The 23,207-nt window shown below is 40.9% G+C and carries 21 protein-coding genes and 1 riboswitch; of the genes, 8 read left to right on the top strand and 13 right to left on the bottom strand.

The genetic code is table 11. The annotated features are described in order from the left end of the window. Positions 1-4: 4 nt before the first annotated feature. Genes ACFX4H_RS21690 through ACFX4H_RS21680 form a run of 3 tightly spaced genes read right to left on the bottom strand, consistent with a single transcriptional unit; the run spans position 5 to position 1,931 of the window. A complete protein-coding gene (locus tag ACFX4H_RS21690) occupies positions 5-793 on the bottom strand; it encodes an ABC transporter permease (RefSeq protein ID WP_034305541.1) in 789 nt (262 codons plus the stop codon). Further along, positions 790-1,695, bottom strand: coding sequence for an ABC transporter ATP-binding protein (locus tag ACFX4H_RS21685; protein WP_034305544.1), 906 nt, complete (start codon positions 1,693-1,695; stop codon positions 790-792). The genes ACFX4H_RS21690 and ACFX4H_RS21685 overlap by 4 nt, the downstream gene beginning before the upstream one ends. Beyond that, positions 1,692-1,931 carry a PLD nuclease N-terminal domain-containing protein gene (locus ACFX4H_RS21680; RefSeq protein WP_034305547.1) on the bottom strand — a complete coding sequence of 80 codons (240 nt, stop codon included), beginning with the start codon at positions 1,929-1,931 and terminating at the stop codon, positions 1,692-1,694. Before ACFX4H_RS21680 ends, ACFX4H_RS21685 begins: the two co-directional genes overlap by 4 nt. Positions 1,932-2,333: 402 nt before the next feature. Between ACFX4H_RS21680 and ACFX4H_RS21675 the strand changes: the two genes are divergently transcribed. Further along, the gene (locus ACFX4H_RS21675) at positions 2,334-2,879 is read left to right on the top strand and encodes a helix-turn-helix domain-containing protein (RefSeq protein WP_034305549.1); all 546 of its coding nucleotides are present in this window, start codon (positions 2,334-2,336) and stop codon (positions 2,877-2,879) included. Between the two features lie 186 nt (positions 2,880-3,065). Here ACFX4H_RS21675 and ACFX4H_RS21670 read toward each other — a convergent pair whose 3' ends face one another. After that, positions 3,066-3,626 (bottom strand): thioredoxin family protein, encoded by a 561-nt coding sequence (locus ACFX4H_RS21670; protein ID WP_249597502.1) that lies wholly within the window; start codon positions 3,624-3,626, stop codon positions 3,066-3,068. A gap of 213 nt (positions 3,627-3,839) precedes the next feature. On the opposite strand from ACFX4H_RS21670, the gene ACFX4H_RS21665 reads away from it, so the two are divergent. Continuing rightward, positions 3,840-4,691 (top strand): GRP family sugar transporter, encoded by an 852-nt coding sequence (locus ACFX4H_RS21665; RefSeq protein ID WP_377436183.1) that lies wholly within the window; start codon positions 3,840-3,842, stop codon positions 4,689-4,691. 18 nt (positions 4,692-4,709) lie between these two features. Then, positions 4,710-5,495: a glucose-1-dehydrogenase gene (locus tag ACFX4H_RS21660; protein ID WP_034305557.1), complete on the top strand. Its 786-nt coding sequence runs from the start codon at positions 4,710-4,712 to the stop codon at positions 5,493-5,495. A 340-nt stretch (positions 5,496-5,835) separates the two neighbouring features. On the opposite strand, the gene ACFX4H_RS21655 is transcribed toward ACFX4H_RS21660, so the two are convergent. Next, entirely contained in the window at positions 5,836-7,224 is a 1,389-nt protein-coding gene (locus ACFX4H_RS21655; RefSeq protein ID WP_063592181.1) for an amino acid permease, read from the bottom strand. Positions 7,225-7,732: 508 nt separating this feature from the next. Then, a riboswitch (glycine riboswitch) is annotated at positions 7,733-7,811 on the top strand. 188 nt (positions 7,812-7,999) lie between these two features. On the opposite strand from ACFX4H_RS21655, the gene ACFX4H_RS21650 reads away from it, so the two are divergent. The 3 genes from ACFX4H_RS21650 (at position 8,000) to ACFX4H_RS21640 (ending at position 11,292) form a co-directional block, all read left to right on the top strand. Next, the gene (locus ACFX4H_RS21650; RefSeq protein ID WP_377436182.1) at positions 8,000-9,340 is read left to right on the top strand and encodes an amino acid permease; all 1,341 of its coding nucleotides are present in this window, start codon (positions 8,000-8,002) and stop codon (positions 9,338-9,340) included. A gap of 276 nt (positions 9,341-9,616) precedes the next feature. Then, entirely contained in the window at positions 9,617-9,817 is a 201-nt protein-coding gene (locus tag ACFX4H_RS21645; protein WP_048685209.1) for a DUF3311 domain-containing protein, read from the top strand. Then, positions 9,814-11,292, top strand: a complete 1,479-nt coding sequence (locus tag ACFX4H_RS21640; RefSeq protein ID WP_096338936.1) for a sodium:solute symporter family protein — start codon at positions 9,814-9,816, stop codon at positions 11,290-11,292. Before ACFX4H_RS21645 ends, ACFX4H_RS21640 begins: the two co-directional genes overlap by 4 nt. 135 nt (positions 11,293-11,427) lie before the next feature. Here ACFX4H_RS21640 and ACFX4H_RS21635 read toward each other — a convergent pair whose 3' ends face one another. Continuing rightward, complete coding sequence (locus ACFX4H_RS21635; RefSeq protein ID WP_323602339.1) at positions 11,428-11,634, bottom strand: hypothetical protein; 207 nt, start codon at positions 11,632-11,634, stop codon at positions 11,428-11,430. 230 nt (positions 11,635-11,864) lie between these two features. Between ACFX4H_RS21635 and ACFX4H_RS21630 the strand changes: the two genes are divergently transcribed. Beyond that, positions 11,865-12,116 carry a hypothetical protein gene (locus ACFX4H_RS21630; RefSeq protein ID WP_377436181.1) on the top strand — a complete coding sequence of 84 codons (252 nt, stop codon included), beginning with the start codon at positions 11,865-11,867 and terminating at the stop codon, positions 12,114-12,116. A 27-nt stretch (positions 12,117-12,143) separates the two neighbouring features. Here ACFX4H_RS21630 and argH read toward each other — a convergent pair whose 3' ends face one another. Genes argH through ACFX4H_RS21605 form a run of 5 tightly spaced genes read right to left on the bottom strand, consistent with a single transcriptional unit; the run spans position 12,144 to position 18,762 of the window. After that, a complete protein-coding gene (gene argH / locus ACFX4H_RS21625) occupies positions 12,144-13,628 on the bottom strand; it encodes an argininosuccinate lyase (RefSeq protein WP_034305612.1) in 1,485 nt (494 codons plus the stop codon). 15 nt (positions 13,629-13,643) lie between these two features. Beyond that, complete coding sequence (locus tag ACFX4H_RS21620) at positions 13,644-15,332, bottom strand: ABC transporter permease (protein WP_377436180.1); 1,689 nt, start codon at positions 15,330-15,332, stop codon at positions 13,644-13,646. After that, on the bottom strand, positions 15,329-16,441 hold the full coding sequence (locus ACFX4H_RS21615) for an ABC transporter ATP-binding protein (protein ID WP_377436179.1): 1,113 nt from the start codon (positions 16,439-16,441) through the stop codon (positions 15,329-15,331). Before ACFX4H_RS21615 ends, ACFX4H_RS21620 begins: the two co-directional genes overlap by 4 nt. A 15-nt stretch (positions 16,442-16,456) precedes the next feature. Further along, the gene (locus ACFX4H_RS21610) at positions 16,457-17,536 is read right to left on the bottom strand and encodes an extracellular solute-binding protein (protein ID WP_377436178.1); all 1,080 of its coding nucleotides are present in this window, start codon (positions 17,534-17,536) and stop codon (positions 16,457-16,459) included. Beyond that, positions 17,536-18,762 carry an ROK family transcriptional regulator gene (locus ACFX4H_RS21605; protein WP_249597495.1) on the bottom strand — a complete coding sequence of 409 codons (1,227 nt, stop codon included), beginning with the start codon at positions 18,760-18,762 and terminating at the stop codon, positions 17,536-17,538. The genes ACFX4H_RS21610 and ACFX4H_RS21605 overlap by 1 nt, the downstream gene beginning before the upstream one ends. A gap of 254 nt (positions 18,763-19,016) precedes the next feature. Between ACFX4H_RS21605 and ACFX4H_RS21600 the strand changes: the two genes are divergently transcribed. Further along, positions 19,017-21,524 carry an NEW3 domain-containing protein gene (locus tag ACFX4H_RS21600; protein ID WP_377436177.1) on the top strand — a complete coding sequence of 836 codons (2,508 nt, stop codon included), beginning with the start codon at positions 19,017-19,019 and terminating at the stop codon, positions 21,522-21,524. 243 nt (positions 21,525-21,767) lie between these two features. Here the strand turns inward: ACFX4H_RS21600 and ACFX4H_RS21595 are convergent, their stop codons facing one another. After that, positions 21,768-22,502, bottom strand: coding sequence for an amino acid ABC transporter ATP-binding protein (locus ACFX4H_RS21595; protein WP_377436176.1), 735 nt, complete (start codon positions 22,500-22,502; stop codon positions 21,768-21,770). Further along, positions 22,499-23,143: an amino acid ABC transporter permease gene (locus ACFX4H_RS21590; RefSeq protein ID WP_377436175.1), complete on the bottom strand. Its 645-nt coding sequence runs from the start codon at positions 23,141-23,143 to the stop codon at positions 22,499-22,501. Before ACFX4H_RS21590 ends, ACFX4H_RS21595 begins: the two co-directional genes overlap by 4 nt. Positions 23,144-23,207: the final 64 nt, after the last annotated feature.

The following is a 23,207-nucleotide window of genomic DNA, read 5'->3' as shown; positions in this document are numbered from 1 at the left end:
CAACTTATTCATTATTGAATTTCTTTTTAGAAATCCATATGTTCGTTATCAATATCGTTACTGCCGTCCATGCAAGTGCAGCTAATGCACCCCAAAGCGCTTGTGAATTGACTGTGCCTAAAATCAGTACTTCCATGGCATGCTTACTCATGCTTGCCGGATTCACATTGTCTATTACCGGACTTAATCCAACTATGATTCTGCAGCCGAGGAGAAATACTATCGAAATTAATGCAATGATACCCTGGCTATTAAAAATGGTACTGATCATCGTCGTGAATGAAACGATAAATAGGATCCACAGCAGATAGAACAGTAAAGCCACTATTAAATCCCCAAAATCAACACTCGTAAACAAAAAAACTACATACAGATATGAAACCAAATATCCCAATGCCACACTGCAGGCAACAAACAGGTAATTGGAAATGATTTTCCCGCTTATATAAGATCCAACCGTCACAGGCCTTGTAAGTATGAAAGCAAGCATCCCATTTGCTTTATCGGATTGAACGACTCCCATCATGGAAACGATGATGATCATGACCCCTAACTGATCAAATTGAGACCCTAAAGTACTGGCAAGAACTTCGCCGCCTTTTTGGGCAGCCATGCTTGGATCAATGGTGATCCCTTGGCCCCCGCCCAGTGCCTCTAATATTGAAGGTAAATAATAGCTTACAACTGGTTGAGTTATTCCTAAAAATATAAATACAAGCGGCAGCCAAATCACTTTAAATTCACGTACCATCTGAACAAATTCCTTTTTAGCTAAAACGGCAAAGTTATTCATTTTTCCACCACCAATTTTAAGAATATCTCTTCCAATGTATCGTTATCTATTTCGAACCTGACAAGATCAACATTATGCTCCAAAGCATTCGCCAGTAACATATTCTTGTTTGACTCAATATCTTCCACTTCTATCTTCAATTTGTTCCCCATTACCTCTACACCCTTGACGAAGTTCAAGCTTTTAACGTTTTCAATCCATTTTTGACTTTTAGAGGTTATGTCGACATTGATTTTATTTCCGCTATTCCTGTTCAATAATTCTGACATCGTTGTGTCCTCAATTTTTTTACCGCTTTTTATAATGACAAACCTCTCACATATTTCTTCTGCATCGCTTAATATATGCGTCGATAATAAAATTGTCGTATCTTTTTTTATCTCTTTTATGATATTCAACACTTCTCTCCGGCCGATGGGATCTAATGCCGAAACCGGTTCATCCATGACAATCAATGCCGGTTTATGTAACAGCGCCTGTGCAATACCAAGCCTTTGTTTCATTCCGCCTGAAAAAGTCCGCACCTTTGAATTCTCTTCCCCGCTCAACCCGACTTTCGACAATATCTCTGGGATGCCGTTTAATAATTCTTCCCTCTTGATACCCGAAAGCTGCCCCATGAAAGTAAGGGTTTCTTTGGCAGTCATCCATTGAAAGAAGTTAGGGTATTGTGGTAAGTAGCCTATTTCCTTTTTCATTTTTGAAATTTTCTTACCATCAAGCAATACTTCTCCCGTACTTGGATCTATAATATCTGCAATCACTTTTATCAGTGTCGATTTACCAGCTCCATTTGGCCCAATCAATCCAACACATTCCCCTGATTGCAATTCCATTGAAAAATTATTGACCGCTGTTTTTTCTTTGAATTTTTTTGTAACATTTTTAATTTCTAATTTCATATTCTTTCACTGTCCTTTCTACCGATAACGAAGTACAGAATTGGACCGATAGTATTTGCAAAAATAATGATGAGTGTCCACAATAAAACATTTTTCCTCGTCTTTCGATTTCTGTATAAATCAATTAATGCTATAAGCACTAAAATCATTCCAATTGCAATTACCGGTAAAATGATCGGCAGAATAGACATGAAATCAATATCTTTCAATTCGTTCCATCCATAATGCAATTCCATATATACCACTCCTTTGGTAACGAATATTATTATCATTATCGATAATGATAACATCTAATTTGGAATTTTGCACCTATTTTTTTTCTTAATAAAATATTGTTTTAGTTTTTATTGTTATTTATAATGATAATATTATCATAATGAATAATAATAAAAATATAGCGATATTTATTAATTTTCATGAAATGTAGACATTTTTTAAAAATTAAAAAAATTAAAAAATAATTATTATTTACTTAGAAAAAATATTTCGGTACTATTATTTTTCGAACCGTGTCATTTTTATGTAATGACAATGATTCAAACATTACAATATATGAAGAGTTAAACGTATTATTCATGACCAACAGGAAAGTTCACTAAAAATTATCCAGTTATAATTTCCAATGTGAGGAGAATAAGATGATTAATAAAGCTGAAATTTTAATGCACCCAGTAAGAATAAAGATTACCCAAGCTTTAATGAGAAATAGGGAAAATGGTTTAACACCATTAGAAATGTTAAAAATCATTAAAGATGTACCCCAAGCAACATTATATAGACATATACAGGTCCTTTTGGATTCAGGGGTCATTCGCATAGTAAAAGAGAAAAAAGTGAGATCCGTTTCCGAAAAATACTACGTTTTAAATGAAGAAGAAGCACGACTTAGCGGGGAAGAATGGAAAAAATCCTCTAATGAAAAAAAGGTGAACTATTTTTCTTATTATCAATTATCCCTTATGACCCAATATCAAAACTATCTTACTAAATTGGAAGAAAGAGACTGCGCAGAAGATGGTTCAACCTTTTCCCTTTTAGAACTAAAGCTTGATGATGAAAGCTTCCTTAACTTCCAAAATGAATTGAACGATTTAATGTTAAAATACTACAAAGCAACGAATCAAAGTGCCAAACAAGACTCTCCTATTCGAACAATCGGCGTTACAATTATTCCAGAATCATAAAAGAATGAAAAGGCTGTTCCAAATCCTTGGACTCAAAAACGAATATTATAGAAAAAACCGTTAGGAAACATATCTATATATTCACCAACCAATCAGGTTGCAGTCCATGTTTTGAAACAGCCCAATAAATTCCATAATGGGTTTACAACCCGTTATGGGACATGACTAAAAGTGATGCACCCGCAATCAGCAACTCCCCAATGTTTCCTTGATACTGCTGTATACTTCGTCCCACAGGTGTTTTTCTTCAGCAAAAGCCGCAGTTATCTTTTTAATAACTGCTTTTTGCTCTGCCTCGAAACGTTCATCATCCTTGGCAGGCAGGTCAGACCTTAACTCCATTACGAACTCTTGTACCTTTGGTGCACGAGGTCCCCAAACAGCTTTTTCTTCACCATCCTTATCAATGAATATAAAAATGGGAATCGAACGCGCTGTTCCATTCGTTAAATATTGATCCATCAGTTCAAGATTTTGATCTCGTAAAATCATGCGAGTTTCGATATTTGCCGCTTCAGATATATTCAGCAGTATAGGAATATTCATCATCGCGTCTCCGCACCAGTCTTCAGTAATGACAATAACTCGAAGTTCCTTCCTCTTTAATGCATCAAAAAAATCTTGGTCCTCTGCAGAAGTGGAAAAACCTTGCTGGATCGATTGTAAGTTTTCTTTATGAACTTTCATCGAAGATACAAATTCTTGAGCGGGAATCCCCTTTTCAAACCATTCATTCAGTGTCGTCATCGTATTTCTCCTAACTATTCTTTAAATTAAAAGTACCATAAACCACTTATTATTTCATTGTTTCCACATCGAAAAATAAAATGACAAATTGGTAAATTAAATCCATGTTTTCTTTCCCGTGTAAAGGGAAAACTATACATACATTCAATAGCTGCTTACTAACTATTTTATATTGATAAAAACATTGTTTTCTAGTTTAGGAGATGAAATTTTGTGGAAGGCTTTCTCTTTGCGCTACTCCCTGCATTGACATGGGGCAGCTTAGTGCTTGTTTCCGAAAAACTCGGAGGCAACTCTTATAATCAAACACTTGGCATTACAATCGGTTCATTACTGTTCGCCGTCATGATGTCTTTCATCAATCCACCGGAATGGAGCAGTCTAGTGTGGATTGTCGGCATCATTTCCGGGATAGGCTGGGCATTCGGGCAGTTATTTCAATTCAATAGCGTCAAGGAAATCGGGGTATCGAAAACCGTTCCAATCTCAACAGGACTGCAAATTCTAGGAAATACATTTTTTGCAGTCATCATTTTCAGGGAATGGAATGACAAGATGACAATCATCATTGGCATTGTTGCAATCATCTGTTTGATTACAGGTGTCTTGCTGACAAGCTATGGCGATGGTGATAACAAAAAAGAAGGAAGCATGAAAAAAGGGTTTTTTTACCTTGCCATTTCTACGGTGGGTTATGTTACATATGTCATCGTCGTCAGATGGAATGAGGTTGACGGATGGTCAGCGATCCTGCCGCAAGCAATTGGCATGTTCCTGGCTGCCTTGCTCCTTTCCATCAAACATAAACCGTTTAATAAGTATGCCGGACGGAATATCCTTACCGGAATGATGTGGGCTGTCGGTAATATCGGTCTCCTGCTCGCTAATCCGAAAGTGGGCGTGGCCATCGCATTCTCATTTTCCCAAATGGGAATCGTCATTTCCACTTTAGGCGGCATCTTTCTTTTAGGAGAGAAAAAATCCAAAAAGCAAATGGCCTTTGTCATCATCGGGTGTGTACTCGTAATTGCTGGCGGAATCATGATTGGCTTTACAAAAGAATAGTCAAAGGAGAGCTGAACGATGTATGAAGATTTAGAGAAAAAAGTGGTCGTGATCACTGGCGCGGCAAAAGGATTAGGAAAAGCCATGGCCGAAAGGTTCGGTAAAGAAAAAGCACATATCGTATTAAATTATCACACTGAAAATGGCGACCATAAGGAAATCATCAAAACGATTGAAGCTGCAGGCGGGAAAGCCGCAGCCATTCAAGGTGACGTTTCAAAGGAAGCTGATGTGAAGAAATTGCTTTCTTTCGCTGTGGACACCTTTGGTACAATCGACATCATGATCAACAATGCTGGTATTGAAAATGAAGTGCCCAGTGAAAAATTGACTTTTGAAGATTGGCAGAAAGTCATCGATGTAAATCTAACGGGGATGTTCCTGGCAAGCAGGGAAGCAATCAGTTATATGCTCGATCATGGCATTAAGGGCAATATCATTAACATGTCTTCCGTTCATGACCGGATACCTTGGCCTCATTTTGTCCACTATGCAGCAAGTAAGGGAGGAGTCAAGATGATGACAGAAACCCTTGCACTTGAATATGCTCCTAAAGGGATTCGCATTAATAATATTTCACCTGGTGCAATCGACACACCCATCAATGCCGAAAAATTCAATGACCCGAAAGCTAAACAAGAAGTCATCAACCTGATACCGATGGGATACATCGGAAAACCGGAACAAATTGCCGCTTGTGCCGCTTGGCTCGCTTCCGCTGAATCGAGCTATGTAACGGGTTTGACCTTATATGCTGATGGCGGAATGACCAAATATCCAGGTTTCCAAGCAGGAAAAGGCTGAACTTAACTAATGAACCACTCCATCACAAACTTGGGGTGGTTCTTTTCATGACCCTGGACAAGGATGCTGCACAAGCTAGAAGTTTGCGGTCTTTTTCTCGGGTTGGTTGTCCCATTCGGATCGATTTCTGCATTGGAACCAACAAATTCAAATCATTCTCCCTTCTGGTCCCTCTTGTTACGAGGTCAAATTAGCTACACTCGTGAGTTTCGCTGTTTTACTCGTGAATTCCACGACTTTACTCGTGAGTTTCGCTGTTTTACTCTTGAATTCCACAATTGATCTATAAGGACAAAAAAGGCCCTTCTCGAATTAGAGAAGGGCTTTTTACTAGAATTTCTTATCCTGAAATCTCATCATCGGATTTAACATCCAATGGTGTTCGTTTATCCATTTTCAGCATGTAATAACTTGCTATTACCAAGGCTAGGAAAACGATCCCGACTACCAAGGAAATCCTTGTACTAGGATTGATCCACATACCTACCAGCACCATCAGTAAAAAGGCTATTGTCGCATAGTTACTATAAGGGGCCAACGGCATTTTAAACGGATGTTTCTCCATTTCAGCGGCATTTACCTTTCTGAACTTAAGCTCACTGATAAGTAAGACAAACCATGGAATCATCCCAGGCAAAACACTCGCACTGTACACATAAAGGAATACTTGCGGCGGTGCAAGGTAATTCAGGATAACCCCGATGCCCAACCCTAATAGTACAGCGATCGTGCAATATGCCGGAACTCCATTTTTAGATACTTTAGCAAAGACTTTCGGAGCTTGGCCATTCAATGCCAGTGTGTAAAGCATACGACCTGCACTGAAAATCCCACTGTTGCATCCAGACATTGCCGCAGTGATTACGACAAAATTAATGATGCCTGCCGCTGCAGTGATACCTATTTTGGCAAAGGTCGAAACAAACGGGCTGCCTAAGTCATCCAGTTGATCCCAAGGGAATACTGTCACGATGACGAAAATGGCACCAATGTAGAAAATTAAAATGCGCCATATAATTGATTGGATCGCTTTAGTTACGGTCTTCGTTGGGTTTTTCGCTTCCCCGGCTGTGATGCCGATAAGCTCAACGCCTTGATAGGAAGCCACGACAAGTGAAAGCGCAAAGAAGAATCCTGTCCAGCCTCCTGTAAAGAAGCCGCCATTTGCCCAAAGATTCGATAATCCAAGCGCATCCCCGCCATTGCCTATTCCAAAGAAGATAAGGCCCAGGCCGGCAACGATCATCAATATAATCGTTATGATTTTTATAAGTGCAAACCAGAATTCAAATTCTCCGAATGATTTAACGGAAATGAGGTTGGCCGCCCCCAAGATGATCATGGCCACTACACCTGGTATCCATGCCGGTAACTCCGGGAACCAATATTGCATATACAGCCCAACCGCAATGATTTCGGACATTCCGACGATTACCCATTGAAACCAATTGCTCCAAGCAGTCATATAACCTGCCAAAGGATGTATATAGCTGCTCGCAAAGGTTGCAAAAGAACCTGTAGTCGGTTCTAAATAAAGCATCTCACCCATGGAACGCATGATGAAAAATATAAAAATACCTGCAATGGCATAAGCAAGCATTACAGAGGGCCCGGTCCATTTGATCGTGCTCGCAGATCCCATGAATAACCCGACTCCGATGGTTCCGCCCAAAGCTATCATTTGAATGTGACGTGCTTCCAGCCCTCTCTTTAATTCCTTGTTCGACATGATTAACTCCCCCAGATGCAATATCGGTAATGCTTTTCTATCCTTACCACGAACTTATTAATTATTGCAGTTAGAAATGCTCTATCTAAAAAATATCAATAACACTTCATTTATGTTTTCTTATCTTATAATAGTAAATATTCTGTAAAAATACAATTGTATTTTTGAAATAAACAGTTGCCAATAATATCTTGTTGATTTTTCTAATCTAAAAATATCATTTTAAAAAAATGATGTTCAGTATTTTATTATAGTGATCGTTCATAATGAGTAGAAAACAATCACTTCTGCTTAGACCTTAAGTTAAATACAGACCACTATTAAACTACAGAAAATGCCTGTTTCATTTCAAAAGAAATTGTTGACCTACCGAAAAATAGATGATAGAATTCCAATATTATTTTATAAGCATAATGAAATGATCAAGCAGTGGAAAATCATCACTGACTGACATTTCTTCACAACCGCATACAAGCAAGCGATGAATGCTATGGATCACACTATAGCAGGAGCAGCTTCTGGAGAGACTGTACAAGATGCAGCGCCGAAGGATTCACAATCTCAGGCAAAAGGACAGAAGAGTAACGAATGATATATTGTTATTCTGAGCCCTTTAAGAGATTGGTATTATCCAATCTCTTTTTTTATTGTCCATTTTGTGATTGGACTAAAACAACAAATGGGAAAGGCAAGCTGGACGATAATCACGTCCCTCTCTCCAAGACCATGCAGGTAAACATTCACTACCAAGACTATAAAAACGGGGGCGTACGAATTGGCTAAACAAGAATTAAAAAGAGATTTAAAAAACCGACATGTACAACTGATTGCAATAGGAGGAACCATTGGCACCGGTTTATTTTTAGGTTCCGGAAAAGCCATACAATTAGCAGGTCCTTCCATAGTATTCTCTTATATGATAATAGGGATTGCCTTGTTTTTTGTGATGAGGGCCCTGGGGGAATTGCTTTTATCCAATGCAGGGTACACATCATTCACTGAATTCGCAACTGAATATGTCGGTCCATGGGCCGGCTTCCTGACCGGTTGGACATATTGGTTTTGTTGGATCATGACCGCAATGGCCGATATCATAGCTGTCGGTGTTTATATGCAATATTGGTTTGATGTCCCTCAATGGATTCCGGCTCTGCTTTGTCTGGTCATTCTGTTAGGATTGAACCTATTGACCGTTAAGATCTTTGGCGAATTGGAATTCTGGTTTGCCATCATTAAAGTAATCACGATCATCGCCTTGATCATCGTAGGAATTTTCCTTCTGATCCTCGGCTTCAATACCAATACCGGAACGGTTTCCCTAACGAACCTTTGGAATCATGGCGGCATGTTCCCCAATGGCATTTCCGGATTCCTGTTATCTTTACAGTTGGTCGTCTTCTCATTTGTCGGTGTCGAATTGGTCGGGGTTTCTGCAGCAGAAACGGCAAACCCGCGAAAGAACATTCCATCTGCCATCAATAAAATCCCTGTCCGGATTTTGCTTTTCTACGTTGGTGCACTATTCGTCATTCTCTGCGTCAACCCATGGACACAACTGGATGCCACAAGCAGTCCATTTGTAGAGGTCTTTGCGTTAATCGGCATTCCAGTCGCTGCAGGGATCATCAACTTCGTCGTTTTGACATCCGCTGCTTCTGCATGCAACAGCGGTTTATTTTCAACGAGCCGAATACTTTATACGTTAAGCAGGAATGGTGAAGCCCCAGCTAAGCTGGAAAAATTAAATAAACAGGCTGTTCCGAGCAATGCCTTATTCACATCCACAATCGTTGTATCAATAGGGGCATTATTAAGCAAGCTGATACCGGAACAGGCATTTACAGTCGTGACTACCATCAGTGCCATCTGTTTCATATGGGTATGGAGCATTATCTTGATCTCCCATATCAAATATTCGAAAACAAGGCCTGACCTAAGAGCCGAATCGACTTTCAAGGCTCCTTTTACACCTTTTGTCAATTACGTCATTTTAGGCTTATTCCTGTTCATCCTTATTGTTATGCTATTCGCTGAAGCTACACGGCTATCACTGCTCTTGACCCCAATCTGGTTCATCCTCTTGGTGATACTATATAATTATCGAAAAAAAAGATAGCTAAAGGAAATAAAGCCTTGAACTCAATATGAATTCAAGGCTTTATCTGCTTATGAACATATTAGGCCTTCGGCTTTCTGCACACTTTTGCTAAAATATATCAGGCAACTGCATTAAATTTTATATCAAAATAGTGTAAGCTAATATATATTATCGGACCTTTTCCGTCATGTATGAATTTTCCATCCGGTTTGGTTCACCATCCATCAGTGGCATTGAAGAATAAACCCCCATTGGTGGGCGTTTCACTTTATTTAAAACGGAGGGGGTTTTTTAATGAAGATTATATATATTCTTACACTAGTTCCTTTTATAGGCATACTGGGATTTCTACCTTTTGTTAATAAAATAGAACCATACGTATTAGGGATGCCTTTCAATATGTTCTGGATGGCTATGTGGGTGGTCCTTACCTCTGCCATACTCGGCATCATGTATAAGCTGGATCCCAGGAATCGGGAAGGTGACCAGGAATGAATATTGCTCTCTTAATCATTTTAGCATTTTTGCTTCTATCGATATTTTTAGGAATACGCTCTTCAAAAGGAAAAGATATGGACTTGGAACAATGGACGGTGGGCGGACGCGGTTTTGGTGCGATATTCGTCTTTCTGCTGATGGCTGGGGAAATCTATACGACCTTCTCCTTCCTTGGCGGCAGCGGCTGGGCTTATGGTAAGGGTGCACCCGCTCTATATGTTCTGATTTACATTACTTTGTCTTACGTATTATCCTATTGGCTCCTTCCGGAAATATGGAGATATGCCAAAGAAAATAAACTGATGTCTCAATCCGATTTCTTTGTAAGCAAATATAAGAGTCCCAGTTTAGGAATTTTGGCTGCACTTGTCGGTGTGGTGTCGATGATCCCAGTGATCGTCGTGCAGCTGAAAGGATTGGGGATCATTGTCTCAGAAGCATCTTATGGTGCCATCTCAATGTCTGAGGCAGTTTGGATGGGGGCGATCAGCCTTACCATTTATGTGATGATCTCCGGTATCCACGGTTCAGTTTGGACCGCGGTCATTAAAGATATCATGATGGTCGCCATAATAGGATTTTTGGGGATTTATCTGCCGATTCATTACTTTGGCGGATTTCAGCCGATGTTTGAAGCGGTTGATGCCGCCAAGCCTGGTTTTCTAAAGTTCCCTGATCAGGGGCTTAGCGTATCATGGTTCATCTCCACGGTAATATTGCTCGTATTCGGTTTCTATATGTGGCCACAAGTTTTCAGCGCTGTTTATTCAGCACGCAGCGGCAAGGTATTTCGAAAGAACGCCATCATCAGCCCTTTATATACACTCATGCTGTTATTCGTCTTTTTCGTTGGGTTTACAGCTATATTGAAAGTGCCCGGACTCGTTGGGGCAGATGCGGACCTTTCATTGCTGCGCCTTTCGATCGAGACCTTTGATCCATGGTTTATAGGCATAATCGGCGGCGCTGGATTGTTGACCGCATTGGTGCCGGGATCCATGCTTTTGATGAGCGTCGCTACACTGCTCGCGAAAAACGTTTATAAGGAATTTGCACCTGACGTATCCGATCGCCATATTGTACGATTGGCAAAGTTCCTTGTGCCAATCATTGCCCTTATAGCCGTCTACTTCACCTTAAACGGCGGCGAAACGATGTCGGCATTAATTCTTATGGGATACAGTCTCATCACACAGCTCTTCCCATCCCTTCTCTTTAGTCTGAAAAGGAATAATCCGATCAATAAATTTGGCGCAATCGCCGGCATCATTACCGGATTGGCCATCGTAATCTGCATTACACTCAGTCAATCGACAATAGGGACCTTGTTTCCATCCTTGCCGCAAGCAGCAAAAGATTTGAATGTGGGAATCATTGCATTGGCAGTCAATTTCATTGTGATGATCACGGTGAGTATTGCTTTCAGAAAGCACGCGGTTCAGTTGGAACCTAAATCCGTTAATGATATATGAAGCAAATTTTGAAACTGGTTATGGATCAATAAACATTGGAGGCTCAGTCAAAAGACTGAGCCTTCCTTATTCTCGGCTTCCAAGCATAGTGTCCTTTATCTCAATATTATTTATGGGAAACCTTATTTTAGACTATTAATCTTTTCTGTTTATAAACAAATCCCCTATTTTAACTAATAAATACAACGAAAAAATAATCATCAAGGTTCTGGATACTACCAGGCCATCAATAGCTAAATCATATCCACCTCTTAATAAGACTTCCGGATTCAAACAAAAAGTAATCGATATTACGAAAGCTATTAAAATCATGATAACACCGAACTGAGATCTATTTGACATTAACATTCCGCCTCACATTATATATTTTCCGAATAATAGAATTGCTTTTAGGAATAATCTACATTCATGGTCACTGGGGATGACTCAGTTGCATAAAAATCCAAAATAAATAGCCACCCTCATAAAGAATGACTATAAATCATAAAATATGAAGCTTCCTCAGTAAAATGCATCGTATTGCTTCCGATCCAACAAAAAATACTCTCTTCAGAAGGTTCGGGCTTTTATTCGTGAGTTTGAAGCAAATACTCGTGAGTTTCATGCTTTTACTCGTCAGTTTCGAGCAGATACTCGTGATTTTCATGTTTTTACTCGTCAGTTTGGAGCAAATACTCGTGACTTTCATGCTTTTACTCGTGAGTTTGGAGCAAATACTCGTGACTATCATGCTTTTACTCGTGAGTTTGAAGCAAATACTCGGGAATTTCATGCTTTCACTCGCGTCCATGAAGCAAATTAATCGGGAATTTCATGCCCGTTAAAGCATATTTTCTTTTTAGCCCGTACCTTCAGTAATCCACTAAGGCCTTCCTGCCATCATTCAATTCTTTGACCACTTTCTTATATTCCTGCAACTCTTGTTCCAGTTTTTGTTTTCTATTTAAAATCATTCTCGCAACCTCTTTCGGGGAGGGCCCGCCTTGAATGCTTCTGATTTTCACAAAATATTCGGGAGAGATTATTTTTTTCCATTCATCTTCTGCTATGTTCACTGATACGAATTCATTGATGATTTTGTTGATTTCTTGTGTGTCCCAATCATATAACTCTTTCCCTTCACTAATCGACTTTTTTGCAATATGACTGGCTATGGAATGGGCTTTTCTAAAGGATATGTCGTAATCTCTTGAAAGGGTATCCGCTAATTCAGTAATCGTTATACTGGATTTTGCGGCCATTTTCTTTGTATGTTCTTCATTTACTTTCAAAGTCGACATGACGGCATACATTAGTTTCATGACACGGCCTGCATTCGAAAAAGCCCGATATAAATGTGGCTGTAAATCATCTTCCGTATCGACGATATCACCAAATGGTGTATTGTGAATCATATTCATTGCAGCAAGTGCATCACCATACGCACTGCTTGCAATCGAACGGGAATGTTCAATGGAGACAGGATTCCTTTTTTGCGGCATGATGCTGCTCACTTGAACATAAGGGTCCGCCACGTGAAATGTACCAAACTCCCTTGTCACATGCTGCAGGAAATCTTGGATCCACCTTCCGGTATTGACCATGCACGTCATGATGGCAGTTGCGGTTTCCAATAAATAATCTGCCCCGCCTATCGAGTCATAGGAATTTTCAATAACCGAATCAAACCCAAGCAGTTCAGCCGTACGGTTCCGACTGATCGGAAAACCGGTGGTCGTTAACGCGGCTGCACCCAAAGGGGATTGGTTAACCGTTTCATAGGCTGCCCATAACCGGCCAATATCCCTTTGAAGCACATCATAAATGGCTAAAAAGTAATGTCCTATTGTAGTCGGCTGAGCCGGTTGGGTATGTGTGTAACCTGTAATATAGGTTTCTGTATGTTTTTCAGCCTGCACCAAGAATGCTTCACTCAATTGGTTTGCATAGCCAACCAATTGGAGCAGATGACCTCTCAAAACAAGCCGGTACATCGCAACCCCCATATCATTACGACTGCGGCCGATATGAATCTTCCCTGCAAGTTCATGGCCGATTTCCTCACCGATCTTTGCCTCCATCATGAAGAATAAGTCTTCGAATTGGGGCTGATAGGTCAACTGCGTGAGATCTGTTTGGGCCACTTTCCGAATCCCATCAAGCATGGTTTTCGCCTCTTCATCTTTAATGATCTTTTGTTCCGAAAGCATGATGACATGTGCCCGATGAATATCGAACATTGCATCAAATAAGTAATCTCTTTGATCATTAAAAACAGGCATCAGAAGCTCTCTAACATAGGTTTTTCCGGGAAAGACACTACCTTCATTTTTGATAAATTGTTCAAGCCTGCTCATCTTTGAACCTCCGATTCATAAAGCTTTTTCCGCTTTGATTCCAAAAAACTTGTTCGAAATAAAGAGAACGATTACAATCAGCGTGATTTGAATCATCCCATAGGCAGCGGCCTGCCCCATATTGAACATCCGAAGCTGATTCATGATTTCAATGGATATGGGCCTGTTCGAAATCGTGTACAACAGGACCGAGGTCGGGAATTCCCCCACAGATTCGATAAATGCCAATAATGTCCCTGATAAAACACCAGGCATAATAATCGGAAATATGACCCTTCTGAAGGTATAAAACCACTTAGCCCCCAAGTTTCTGGCTGCTTCCTCAATCGAATCATCCAGCTGCTCCAGAACGGCATTAGTCGACCGGACAACGAGTGGAATATGCCTGATGAAATAGGCAAGCGGCAAAATCCAAAATGTTCCTACCAAGATTTGACCGAAAGAAAAAACGCTAGGTTCATTGAATGCGAATATCAAGTTCATCCCTATGACCGTTGCAGGCAACGCCCAAGGAATCATGACTAGAATATCGACAAAGCTTTTCCCGACGAATTTCCGTTTGACAAGCACATAGGACGCTATGACGCCAAACACCAGATTTGCCAACGTTGCAATAAACGCCATCAGTAAACTATTTCTTAACGGCTTGAAGATATTAGGGTCTTCAAACAAAAGCCTGTAATTTTCAACATTAAATACTGTGGGATACGTTTGAAATGTCCAGGTTCCATCCGGCACAAGTGAAAGTAAAAGAATCGTAAAGTGTGGTAAAAGCAGAATAATTACGCCGATGACCCCCGTTACGACCATCACCCATTTCATAACCGGGTTCTTCACTTCACCCCTGTGTGCCCCAATCCCTTTCGAGGCCATTCGATAATCCTTCCTATTTTGATACCAACGCATGAATAATAGAAATGAAATCGAAACGATGGATAGAATGACCGATTGGGTAGCGGCAATTTCCATATCACCATTGATTTTTGAAAAATAAATTTGCAGGCTCAACACCCTGTATCCGCCAGCTAATAAAAACGGGGCACTGAAAGAAGCCATCGATATCATGAAAACAAGTAAAGAGGCGGCAACGATGGCAGGTGTCAATAATGGAAATGTCACCTTCCAAAAAACCTTTAATTTATTTGCGCCTAAGTTAAAAGCGGCTTCTTCAAGTGATGGATCTATTTTATTGATTGCAGCGGATACGGTCATATAAAAATAAACATACATCGTATAGGCATGCACGATAAGAATTCCCGATACCCCGCCAATCTTGAATGGAACCTTATCGAGACCGAACAGGTCCTTGATGGCATTTGGAATCAATCCCGATTCTCCATATAAAAACATAAAGGCCATGACCCCTACCAATGATGGAAGGACAATCGGCAAAATCGCTGCTGATGAAAAGAAGCTTCTGCCGGGAAAATCGTAACGGTTAAAAATGAATGCGAGCGGAATGCCAATCAAGGCACTGACCAATACACTCAATAAGGATATATAAACAGAATTCCAAAGAGCCTCTAAGTTCGTTTTCGATTCCTGTACGAAGAAGTCCTGATAATTTCCAAGGGATATCGTTCCGTCTTTTTGCAGACTTTCAATAAAGGTCCTCAATGACGGGTAGAGTACATATGCTATGAGCACCAATACAACTGGTATAAGGAGCCAAACCGTCAATCTCGTATCACGATTTTTAATCATGGCGCATCACCGCTTATGACAGGGATAAGACGCAGCTGTTTCTCGGGAAGCTGGACATACACTTCCTTTCCTTGATAAAAGTATCCAAAATCATGGGTGTTAAATACGTCGACCCTTAGTAACACGTCTTGAACATCCACCATGACATTCACAACAGATCCAAAGAATTGGACCGAATTTATTTTACCTTTAAAGATATTCCTTCCCCCCTCGATCACATCCAGAATCCTGATTGCTTCAGGACGAATCGAAACAGCAAGGTCAGCATCACTCTGTATGATTGAAATTCCGTCCCCAGCTTGATTTTCCACCTTCAATTTAATCGGTTTTTCACTATTCTTAAGGACAACCTCTATATTATCTTGTTGAACTTTTTCAACTTGAACTTGCAAAAGATTAATCTCGCCTATAAAACTCGCCACAAAATCATTGGCCGGCCGATTATAAATTTCTGTTGGCGTCCCGACCTGGTGACATACACCATAATTGAACACAGCGATTCGATCACTCATGGATAATGCCTCAGCCTGATCATGAGTGACATAAATGGTGGTAATCTTATAATCACGCTGCAGCCTTAAGATTTCCACTCTCATTTCATCACGAAGCTTGGCATCAAGATTACTTAATGGTTCATCCAGCAGTAATATTTCCGGTTCAATGACCAGTGCTCTCGCCAGGGCCACCCGCTGCTGCTGCCCTCCGCTTAACTGGCTCACTTGACGATCCGAGTAGCTCTCCAGCCTGACCTTTTGGAGAGCATCCAGCACTCTCTTCTTTAAGTCAGCAGAAGAAACCTTTCTCACACGCAAGCCAAACGCTACATTTTCAAAAACAGTCATATGGGGAAAGAGGGCATAGTTTTGAAAAACCATGCCTGTATTTCTTTTCTCCGGAGGTACACGCGTCATATCTTTGTCGCCAAATCGGACGACACCTTTAGTTGGATAATAAAAACCGGCAATCATCCGAAGTGTTGTCGTTTTACCGCAGCCGCTTGGACCAAGAAAGGTAAAAAACTCACCTTCTTTGATGTCCAGATTTAACTGGTCAACAGCTATCGTTTTCCCGAAGGCTTTTTGGACATTCTCTATTTTTATTGACGCCATCCCAACGACACTTCCTTATTCTTTAATTTCTTTATCTCCACTTTTAATATTTTCGTCCCAGTATTTCATCCACTCGTCACCTTTTTCCTGGAATGCATTCCAATCAATATCCATCGCTTTAATTTCCGTTTCCGTGATCCATTTAGGTAAACCCTTCACATCACTTCTGGTCGGAATCCTGTAAAATTCTTCTGCCAAAGTTTTTGCGGCTTCTTGTGAATTCACGAACTCATAAAAGGCTTCAGCCGCTTTTGGATGCTTGGCACCTTCAACGATGGCGATACCTTCTGTCAATACTGGCGTTCCGCTTTCTGGAATGACGAACTCAAATGGATAATTTTTATTTTCTTTCAGCATGACGACATCCGGCATTGCCCAAACGGAAAGTGAGCCCTCTCCTTTGGCTACCTTGTTATACATCATTTCCGGATTCGCTGAATATTCCTTCGTGTTTTGGTCGAGCTTCTTTAACCAGTCATACCCTTCTTTCGGATCATTTGTATCCTTATACGTACGATAGATCATCGCAGAAAAAATTGTCCTCATCGTTCCTGAGGCTAACGGATAGCGGATGATGATTTCGTCTTTCCATTTCGGATCAAGCAGCTCATCCCAATCTTTCGGTACCTCGTCTTTTGATAATTCTTTGCTGTTATACATGATGACTTCCGGTGTCTGGCTCGTTCCTGTCCAATACCATTCCGGATCGCGGAATCCTTCATCGAGACTATCGGAATAGCTAGGCTTATAAGCGGCCAGCAGCCCATCATCCTTTGCTTGATTGAAGTACGTGGAAGGTGCACCCCACCAAACGTCTGCCTGCGGATTACTTTTCTCTGAACGAACACGGTCAAGGATTTCCTGAGACCCCATATCAAGCCACTCAACATCAATACCATACTTATCTTCGAATTGCTTTTCGAATTTTGATAAAATATCTTTGCCATGTGGTGAATAAACCACGATTTTATCTTCCAGCTCACCCTTTTCGCCAGCATCCGAATTCGTTTTCGTATCTGTACCGTTACATCCTGAAATTAATAGTGCTGCCGATAAGGTAAGTACTGAAACAAGCATCTTTTTCCTTTTATGCATTAATATTCCCCCTCATCACGAAAATTCAAAATGCCATCATGTTCCCTTAAAAATAGGGAAACCGCTCCAAGCACCCCTGCGTTTTCTCCCAGTTGTGAAGTTTTCATTTCTACTAAACTTGGAAGATATCGATCAACGACCTCCCGAATTCTAGGTAAAATGTATTCAGCAGAATTTAATACACCACCCCCTAAAATGATCACTTCCGGATTTAGCAAACTAGCCGCATTGACAATTCCGCAGGCTAAATGTTCGATGGCTTCATTTATGATGGCCATAGCTGCAGTGTCTCCTTTTTTTGCTGCCAAAAAAGCATCTTCCCCCGATAGTTCGGAAGATTTGGCCCGTTCGAATAAAAAATGGTGAGGATCCTTGAGGACCTCCCTGGTAAAATGACCGCCAATCGACTTGCCTCCAGCGACACTTTCCAAATAGCCGTATCTCTGGAAAATCGGCTTGAATTCACGTTTTATATCCTCTTTGTCCGTCACCATATATCCCATTTCCCCAGCGGCACTGGAAGCTCCTCTATATAACTGGTTATTCAAGATGATGCCGCTTCCGATTCCCGTGCCAACCGCAATGAACAGTAAATTCCGCTTATTTTGTGCATTACCCAGCCACTGTTCACCTAGTGCAGCCGCGTTTACATCATTGTCCAGAAAGATGGGGAAATCAAAATAACGCTTCGCTTCTGCTATAAATGGATATTGTACCCAGCCTAAACTCGGTGCCTCTATTACTAATCCGCTTGCCGTTTGCGTAATGCCAGGGATCCCGACTCCCATCCCCAATATCCTTTCCTTCGCAATCTGATTCTTTGCAATTAACCGCTCCGTTTCAATCGCCATTTGTTTAAGCAGCCCTGAATTTAAATAAGTGTTTGTTGAAAAACTAGTGTCAGCAAGGATGTTACCACTTAAATCGCTTAAAACGATTTTCACTTTCGTCCCGCCTATATCGACACCGATGATATAGGCAGCCTTTTCATTAAAAAAGAGCTGGATGGGCCTCCTCCCGCCTTGAGATGAGGATACTCCTATTCCTTTCTCGAATACCCATTTCTCCTGTATAAGTTCATCCACAGCCTGAGAAACAGTTGGTTTACTTAGCTGAAGCTTAACGGCGATTTCAGCTCTTGAAATGGGTGAACATTCTTGGATGCATTGAATGATCCTTTTTTTATTTACATATTTTTGATGACTGGGTGTCCTTTTAAAACTCATCACATCACGGCCTTACATCATTTAGTTAGTAAATCTTCCTAATTAAGTAAAAATATAACTTAAATAATTTCAACGCACAAGTATTTTTCGGAACATTTAAAATGTTCATTTTTTAATAGTTACTTCGAATTATTTACATTTATAACCATTAGTGCTATTTATTAGATAGGTTTTTTATCTGGTTAGTTAGAAAACATTACTAACCTACATTTTTTTTAGGTGTTTTATAAAAGTTGAAGGGGGTTAAAAGAAGAATGAAAAAAGCTTTGTTATCGTTGTTTTCCCTTTTGTTGGTTTTTGCATCATTGCCGCTTGGAGGCAGCGCTGCAAATCCTGATGAAACCAACGTCGAATTATGGAATTCGGTCAAGCCGCTCGAAACGACTGTGACATTCTTGAACAGCGGTGCCCATCCCGATGATGAACGCAGTGACTTTCTCGCTTATCTATCGAGAGGGTTAGGGGTGAAAACATCCAGCCTGATTGCAAACCGTGGTGAGGGAGGACAAAATGAAATTGGGGATGAACTGGACAACGCTCTTGGAATCATCCGTTCGAGGGAAATGATAGAAGCTGCAAAAATCACCGGGGTTAAAGCCTATCATCTAAGCGAAACCACCTCTGATCCCATTTATGATTTCGGTTTCTCTAAAACACCAGAGGAAACATTACAAAAGTGGGGCGAGGAACTCACATATGAACGGCTTATCCGCTTTATTCGGACGTATCAGCCAGATATATTGATGCCATCCTTTCAAAATGATGATACCCAGCATGGACATCATCGAACAATGACAATCCTAAGTGAACGTGCCTTTACTGATGCCGCCGACCCAACTGTGTTTCCACAACAATTGAAACAAGGTCTATCGGTATGGCAAGTGAAAAAGTTATATTTGCCCGTTTCCTCGGCAAATCAAGCAACCACTTCGATAGAAATCGGTAAATATGACCCAATATACAAAATGACTTACCCACAGCTTGGAGAACAATCCCGCTATCTGCACAAAAGCCAAGGCATGGGTTCTGATATCCCTGCAGCACCACGCCAAATCCATTTGGATTTGAAGCAAAGCGCAGTTGATACAAAAAGCGAGTCGGACCTTTTTGCAGGTGTGCCTTACAATTTTACTGAATGGGCTGAAAAACTCCCTAGCTCAGCTTCAAAATTAAAAGGTGAATTTAGGTACCTGCAACGGAATCTGGACGCTGTTATTGAGTCTTATCCCCATGCTAAACGTGTTTTTTCAACATCCCAAAAAGCTCTTTCCAATGTTCGTTCAATGACTGCGCAAGTCAAAAAGGCAATGCTAAGCCCTGCCATCCAAAACGACTTGCTTCATAAGCTCTCATTAAAAGAAGAGCAATTGCAAAACGTCAGTTTTGTCTCCTCAGGGCTCGAGGTTCAGGCTGAAGTAGCTTCAAAGATTCTTACGAAAGGTCAAAATACGTACGTAACCATAACCATGAAGAATAACGGGAAACAAACATTGAAAAAAGTCGCTGCTGCATTGAACGTGCCTAAAGGATGGAAGACAAAAATAAAATCAAAAGATGTCAATCTGGCACCTAATAAATCAGCGACAATGACCTACCTGGTTGAAGTCCCTGAAGATGCAGCTTATTACCATGCCTATGATGAATCAACCATTACAGCCAGCATTTCTTATAAATACGGGAGCACAAAAACTTCCATCAAGGAAGAATTGGATGGAACGATCGCCGTCCTTCCCGACGTTGCCCTTACCTTATCTCCTGAAGATATCGTCGTAAATACAGCAGATGTAAAAGAGGAAATCCCAGTGGCGGTGACCTTGAAAAACTATACAGAAGGAAAAGCATCAGCAAAGGTCGCTTTAAAAGTCCCTGAAAATTGGGGAGTTCATCCCCAAAATGCCACTGTATCATTTAATGAAAAGTCAGAAGAAAAACAAGTGAAGTTCACCCTCAGACCGCCGAAGGCCATCCAAAAAGGCGAATATCAGGTGAAGGCTGCTGCCACTGTCAATGGGAAAACCTTTGATTCGACCATACAGGAGATTTCCTATGACCATATCGGAACATTCTATTACCAATACCCAGCAGCTATCAATACCGTTGCATTTGAGCTTTTGAAGCCAGCTTCATTAAAAGTGGGGTACATTGAAAGCGGATTCGATAAAGTGGCAGATTATTTAAGCAATGCAGGGCTGAACATTACGAAGTTAACTGAAGCTGATTTAGCTGAAGGTGATTTAAGTCAATATGACACGATCGTTACAGGCATCCGTGCCTATCTATCGAGGGAAGATTTAAAGGCATATAACGCGCGCTTACTTGAGTATGTGGAAAACGGCGGACATCTCGTCGTGCAATACCATAAACCAGGTGATGGATGGGATGCATTGAAGACAGCTCCATATCCTCTTACCCTCGGGAATCCTTCGATTCGCTGGCGGGTAACCGATGAAAGAGCCACAGTAAACGTGTCGAAACCAGAATCGGCGCTTTTTACTTATCCAAATAAAATAACAAGTGATGACTGGAGCAATTGGGTCCAAGAAAGAGGATTGTATTTCCCAATGGAATGGGATGAACGGTATGAAACATTCATTTCCATGGCTGATCCGAATGAAGAACCGTTTGATGGCGGTATCCTTATGGCTAAATACGGTAATGGCACCTACCTCTACACCAACCTTGTCCTATACAGGCAAATTCAAGGCCAGGTTCCAGGCGGATATCGAATCATGACGAACTTGATTAGTTACGGTGCCAAATAAAAAAAAGAAACCTATGCATGTGTTGAATGCATAGGTTCCTTTTCTGTGACGTTTGCCCGATTGAAGCTGATATGAATAAAAACAACTCCTGACTGATAGGTTCCTGCTCTAAAAACAAAAAAAGTTATGCACAAAGAGGAGGGAAAGGCTCATGCGTTTGGGGTTTCCCCTCATTTCCCGCATTGCTTTGTCCACACTTTATGCACAACTTCATTCATGATTTACGATCTTAAAAACATCCCGTTAAAGCACTTTGCTCAAGAATGCTTTGGTTCTTTCGTGCTGAGGGTTACCGAATAATTCATTCGGCTCATTTTCTTCCACGATATACCCTCCATCCATGAATATCACCCGGTCCCCGACTTCCCGAGCAAAGCCCATTTCATGCGTAACGACGACCATTGTCATTCCTTCTTTAGCAAGTTGTTTCATTACCTCCAAAACATCACCGACCATTTCAGGGTCAAGGGCAGATGTCGGTTCATCAAATAGCATGATCTTCGGATTCATCGCCAATGCCCTTGCGATGGCGACCCGCTGTTTTTGTCCGCCGGAAAGTTCCCCCGGATAGCTATTTGCTTTTTCCTTTAGACCAACCTTATCCAATAACTCAAGCGCTGATCTTCCTGCTTCCGCTTTATCGGTGGCACGAATTTTAATAGGGCCCAAGGTTATGTTCTCCAAAACGGTCTTATGTGGAAATAGATTGAAATGTTGAAAAACCATTCCAACCTCTTGCCGGACTTTGTTTATATTGATTTTCCTTTTAGGATCGGTAATATCATGTCCGTTAATGACCACCTCGCCGCCCGTAACTTCCTCAAGGAGGTTCAGGCAACGCAGGAATGTACTCTTTCCAGATCCAGAAGGGCCTATTACGCAAATTACTTCCTTTTCCTGCACTTCTGCATTTATATCTTTTAAAACCTCGACAGTTCCAAATGATTTTCTTAGGTTTTTTACTGTAATGATGCTCATCGAACTTGTACCCTCCTTTCTATGAAATTAGCAATTAGGGTTAACAAATAGATGATGATAAAGTAAATTACACCTACGGCCATCCAAACCTTGAATGCTTCAAAGGTTGCCGAAGCTTGAATCTGACCTTGCTGGGTTAAATCGGCTATACCAATTACGGATAATAGAGAAGTGTCCTTCAAGCTGATGATCGATTGATTCGTAATGGTAGGGAGCATCCTTCTAAAGGCTTGCGGAAGCACGACATATCTCATTGTTTGAGCTCCAGTGAACCCGATGGATCTTGCCGCCTCCGTTTGCCCTTTATCGATTGATTGTATCCCCGCCCTTATTATTTCAGCAAAATATGCCCCTGCATTGATCGCAACGGTAATTATTCCAGCTGTTGTACTGTCCAAAGAAATCAAATTCAATGAATTCACACCAAAATAGATAAAAAATAACTGAACGATGAACGGTGTCCCTCGTATTGCATCCACATAAACCTTTGCAATCCAGTTCAAGATTTTGATGGGGGCAAGTCGCAGCAAAGCGACAAGTAAACCAATCAAAAAACCTAGGATAATGGCAATCACAAAGATATAAAGTGTCACCTGAAGTCCTTTTAATAAAAGTGGCAACGCCGCAACAATTATATCCATTTCTTTCACCCCTTTGAAAAAGAAAGCGCGCCATAAGCGCGCCTAATGAGCTTTAATCTATTGT

Origin of the sequence: Peribacillus sp. YIM B13477 (assembly GCF_042787955.1) — a bacterium.
Lineage (GTDB): Bacteria > Bacillota > Bacilli > Bacillales > DSM-1321 > Peribacillus > Peribacillus frigoritolerans.
The sequence above is the reverse complement of the archived record's forward strand: the minus strand, read 5'-3'. Positions and strand labels throughout refer to the sequence as shown.

Bases quoted from the DNA above. Each gene is read 5' to 3' on its own strand.
- ACFX4H_RS21640 (WP_096338936.1), top strand. From the start codon at position 9,814: ATGAATATTGCTCTCTTAATCATTTTAGCATTTTTGCTTCTATCGATA.
- ACFX4H_RS21635 (WP_323602339.1), bottom strand. From the start codon at position 11,634: ATGTCAAATAGATCTCAGTTCGGTGTTATCATGATTTTAATAGCTTTC.
- ACFX4H_RS21595 (WP_377436176.1), bottom strand. From the start codon at position 22,502: ATGAGCATCATTACAGTAAAAAACCTAAGAAAATCATTTGGAACTGTC.
- ACFX4H_RS21600 (WP_377436177.1), top strand. From the start codon at position 19,017: ATGAAAAAAGCTTTGTTATCGTTGTTTTCCCTTTTGTTGGTTTTTGCA.
- ACFX4H_RS21680 (WP_034305547.1), bottom strand. From the start codon at position 1,931: ATGGAATTGCATTATGGATGGAACGAATTGAAAGATATTGATTTCATG.
- ACFX4H_RS21645 (WP_048685209.1), top strand. From the start codon at position 9,617: ATGAAGATTATATATATTCTTACACTAGTTCCTTTTATAGGCATACTG.
- ACFX4H_RS21620 (WP_377436180.1), bottom strand. From the start codon at position 15,332: ATGATTAAAAATCGTGATACGAGATTGACGGTTTGGCTCCTTATACCA.
- ACFX4H_RS21690 (WP_034305541.1), bottom strand. From the start codon at position 793: ATGAATAACTTTGCCGTTTTAGCTAAAAAGGAATTTGTTCAGATGGTA.
- ACFX4H_RS21615 (WP_377436179.1), bottom strand. From the start codon at position 16,441: ATGGCGTCAATAAAAATAGAGAATGTCCAAAAAGCCTTCGGGAAAACG.
- ACFX4H_RS21655 (WP_063592181.1), bottom strand. From the start codon at position 7,224: ATGTCGAACAAGGAATTAAAGAGAGGGCTGGAAGCACGTCACATTCAA.
- ACFX4H_RS21670 (WP_249597502.1), bottom strand. From the start codon at position 3,626: ATGACGACACTGAATGAATGGTTTGAAAAGGGGATTCCCGCTCAAGAA.
- ACFX4H_RS21605 (WP_249597495.1), bottom strand. From the start codon at position 18,762: ATGAGTTTTAAAAGGACACCCAGTCATCAAAAATATGTAAATAAAAAA.
- ACFX4H_RS21590 (WP_377436175.1), bottom strand. From the start codon at position 23,143: ATGGATATAATTGTTGCGGCGTTGCCACTTTTATTAAAAGGACTTCAG.
- ACFX4H_RS21675 (WP_034305549.1), top strand. From the start codon at position 2,334: ATGATTAATAAAGCTGAAATTTTAATGCACCCAGTAAGAATAAAGATT.
- argH (WP_034305612.1), bottom strand. From the start codon at position 13,628: ATGAGCAGGCTTGAACAATTTATCAAAAATGAAGGTAGTGTCTTTCCC.
- ACFX4H_RS21685 (WP_034305544.1), bottom strand. From the start codon at position 1,695: ATGAAATTAGAAATTAAAAATGTTACAAAAAAATTCAAAGAAAAAACA.
- ACFX4H_RS21660 (WP_034305557.1), top strand. From the start codon at position 4,710: ATGTATGAAGATTTAGAGAAAAAAGTGGTCGTGATCACTGGCGCGGCA.
- ACFX4H_RS21610 (WP_377436178.1), bottom strand. From the start codon at position 17,536: ATGCATAAAAGGAAAAAGATGCTTGTTTCAGTACTTACCTTATCGGCA.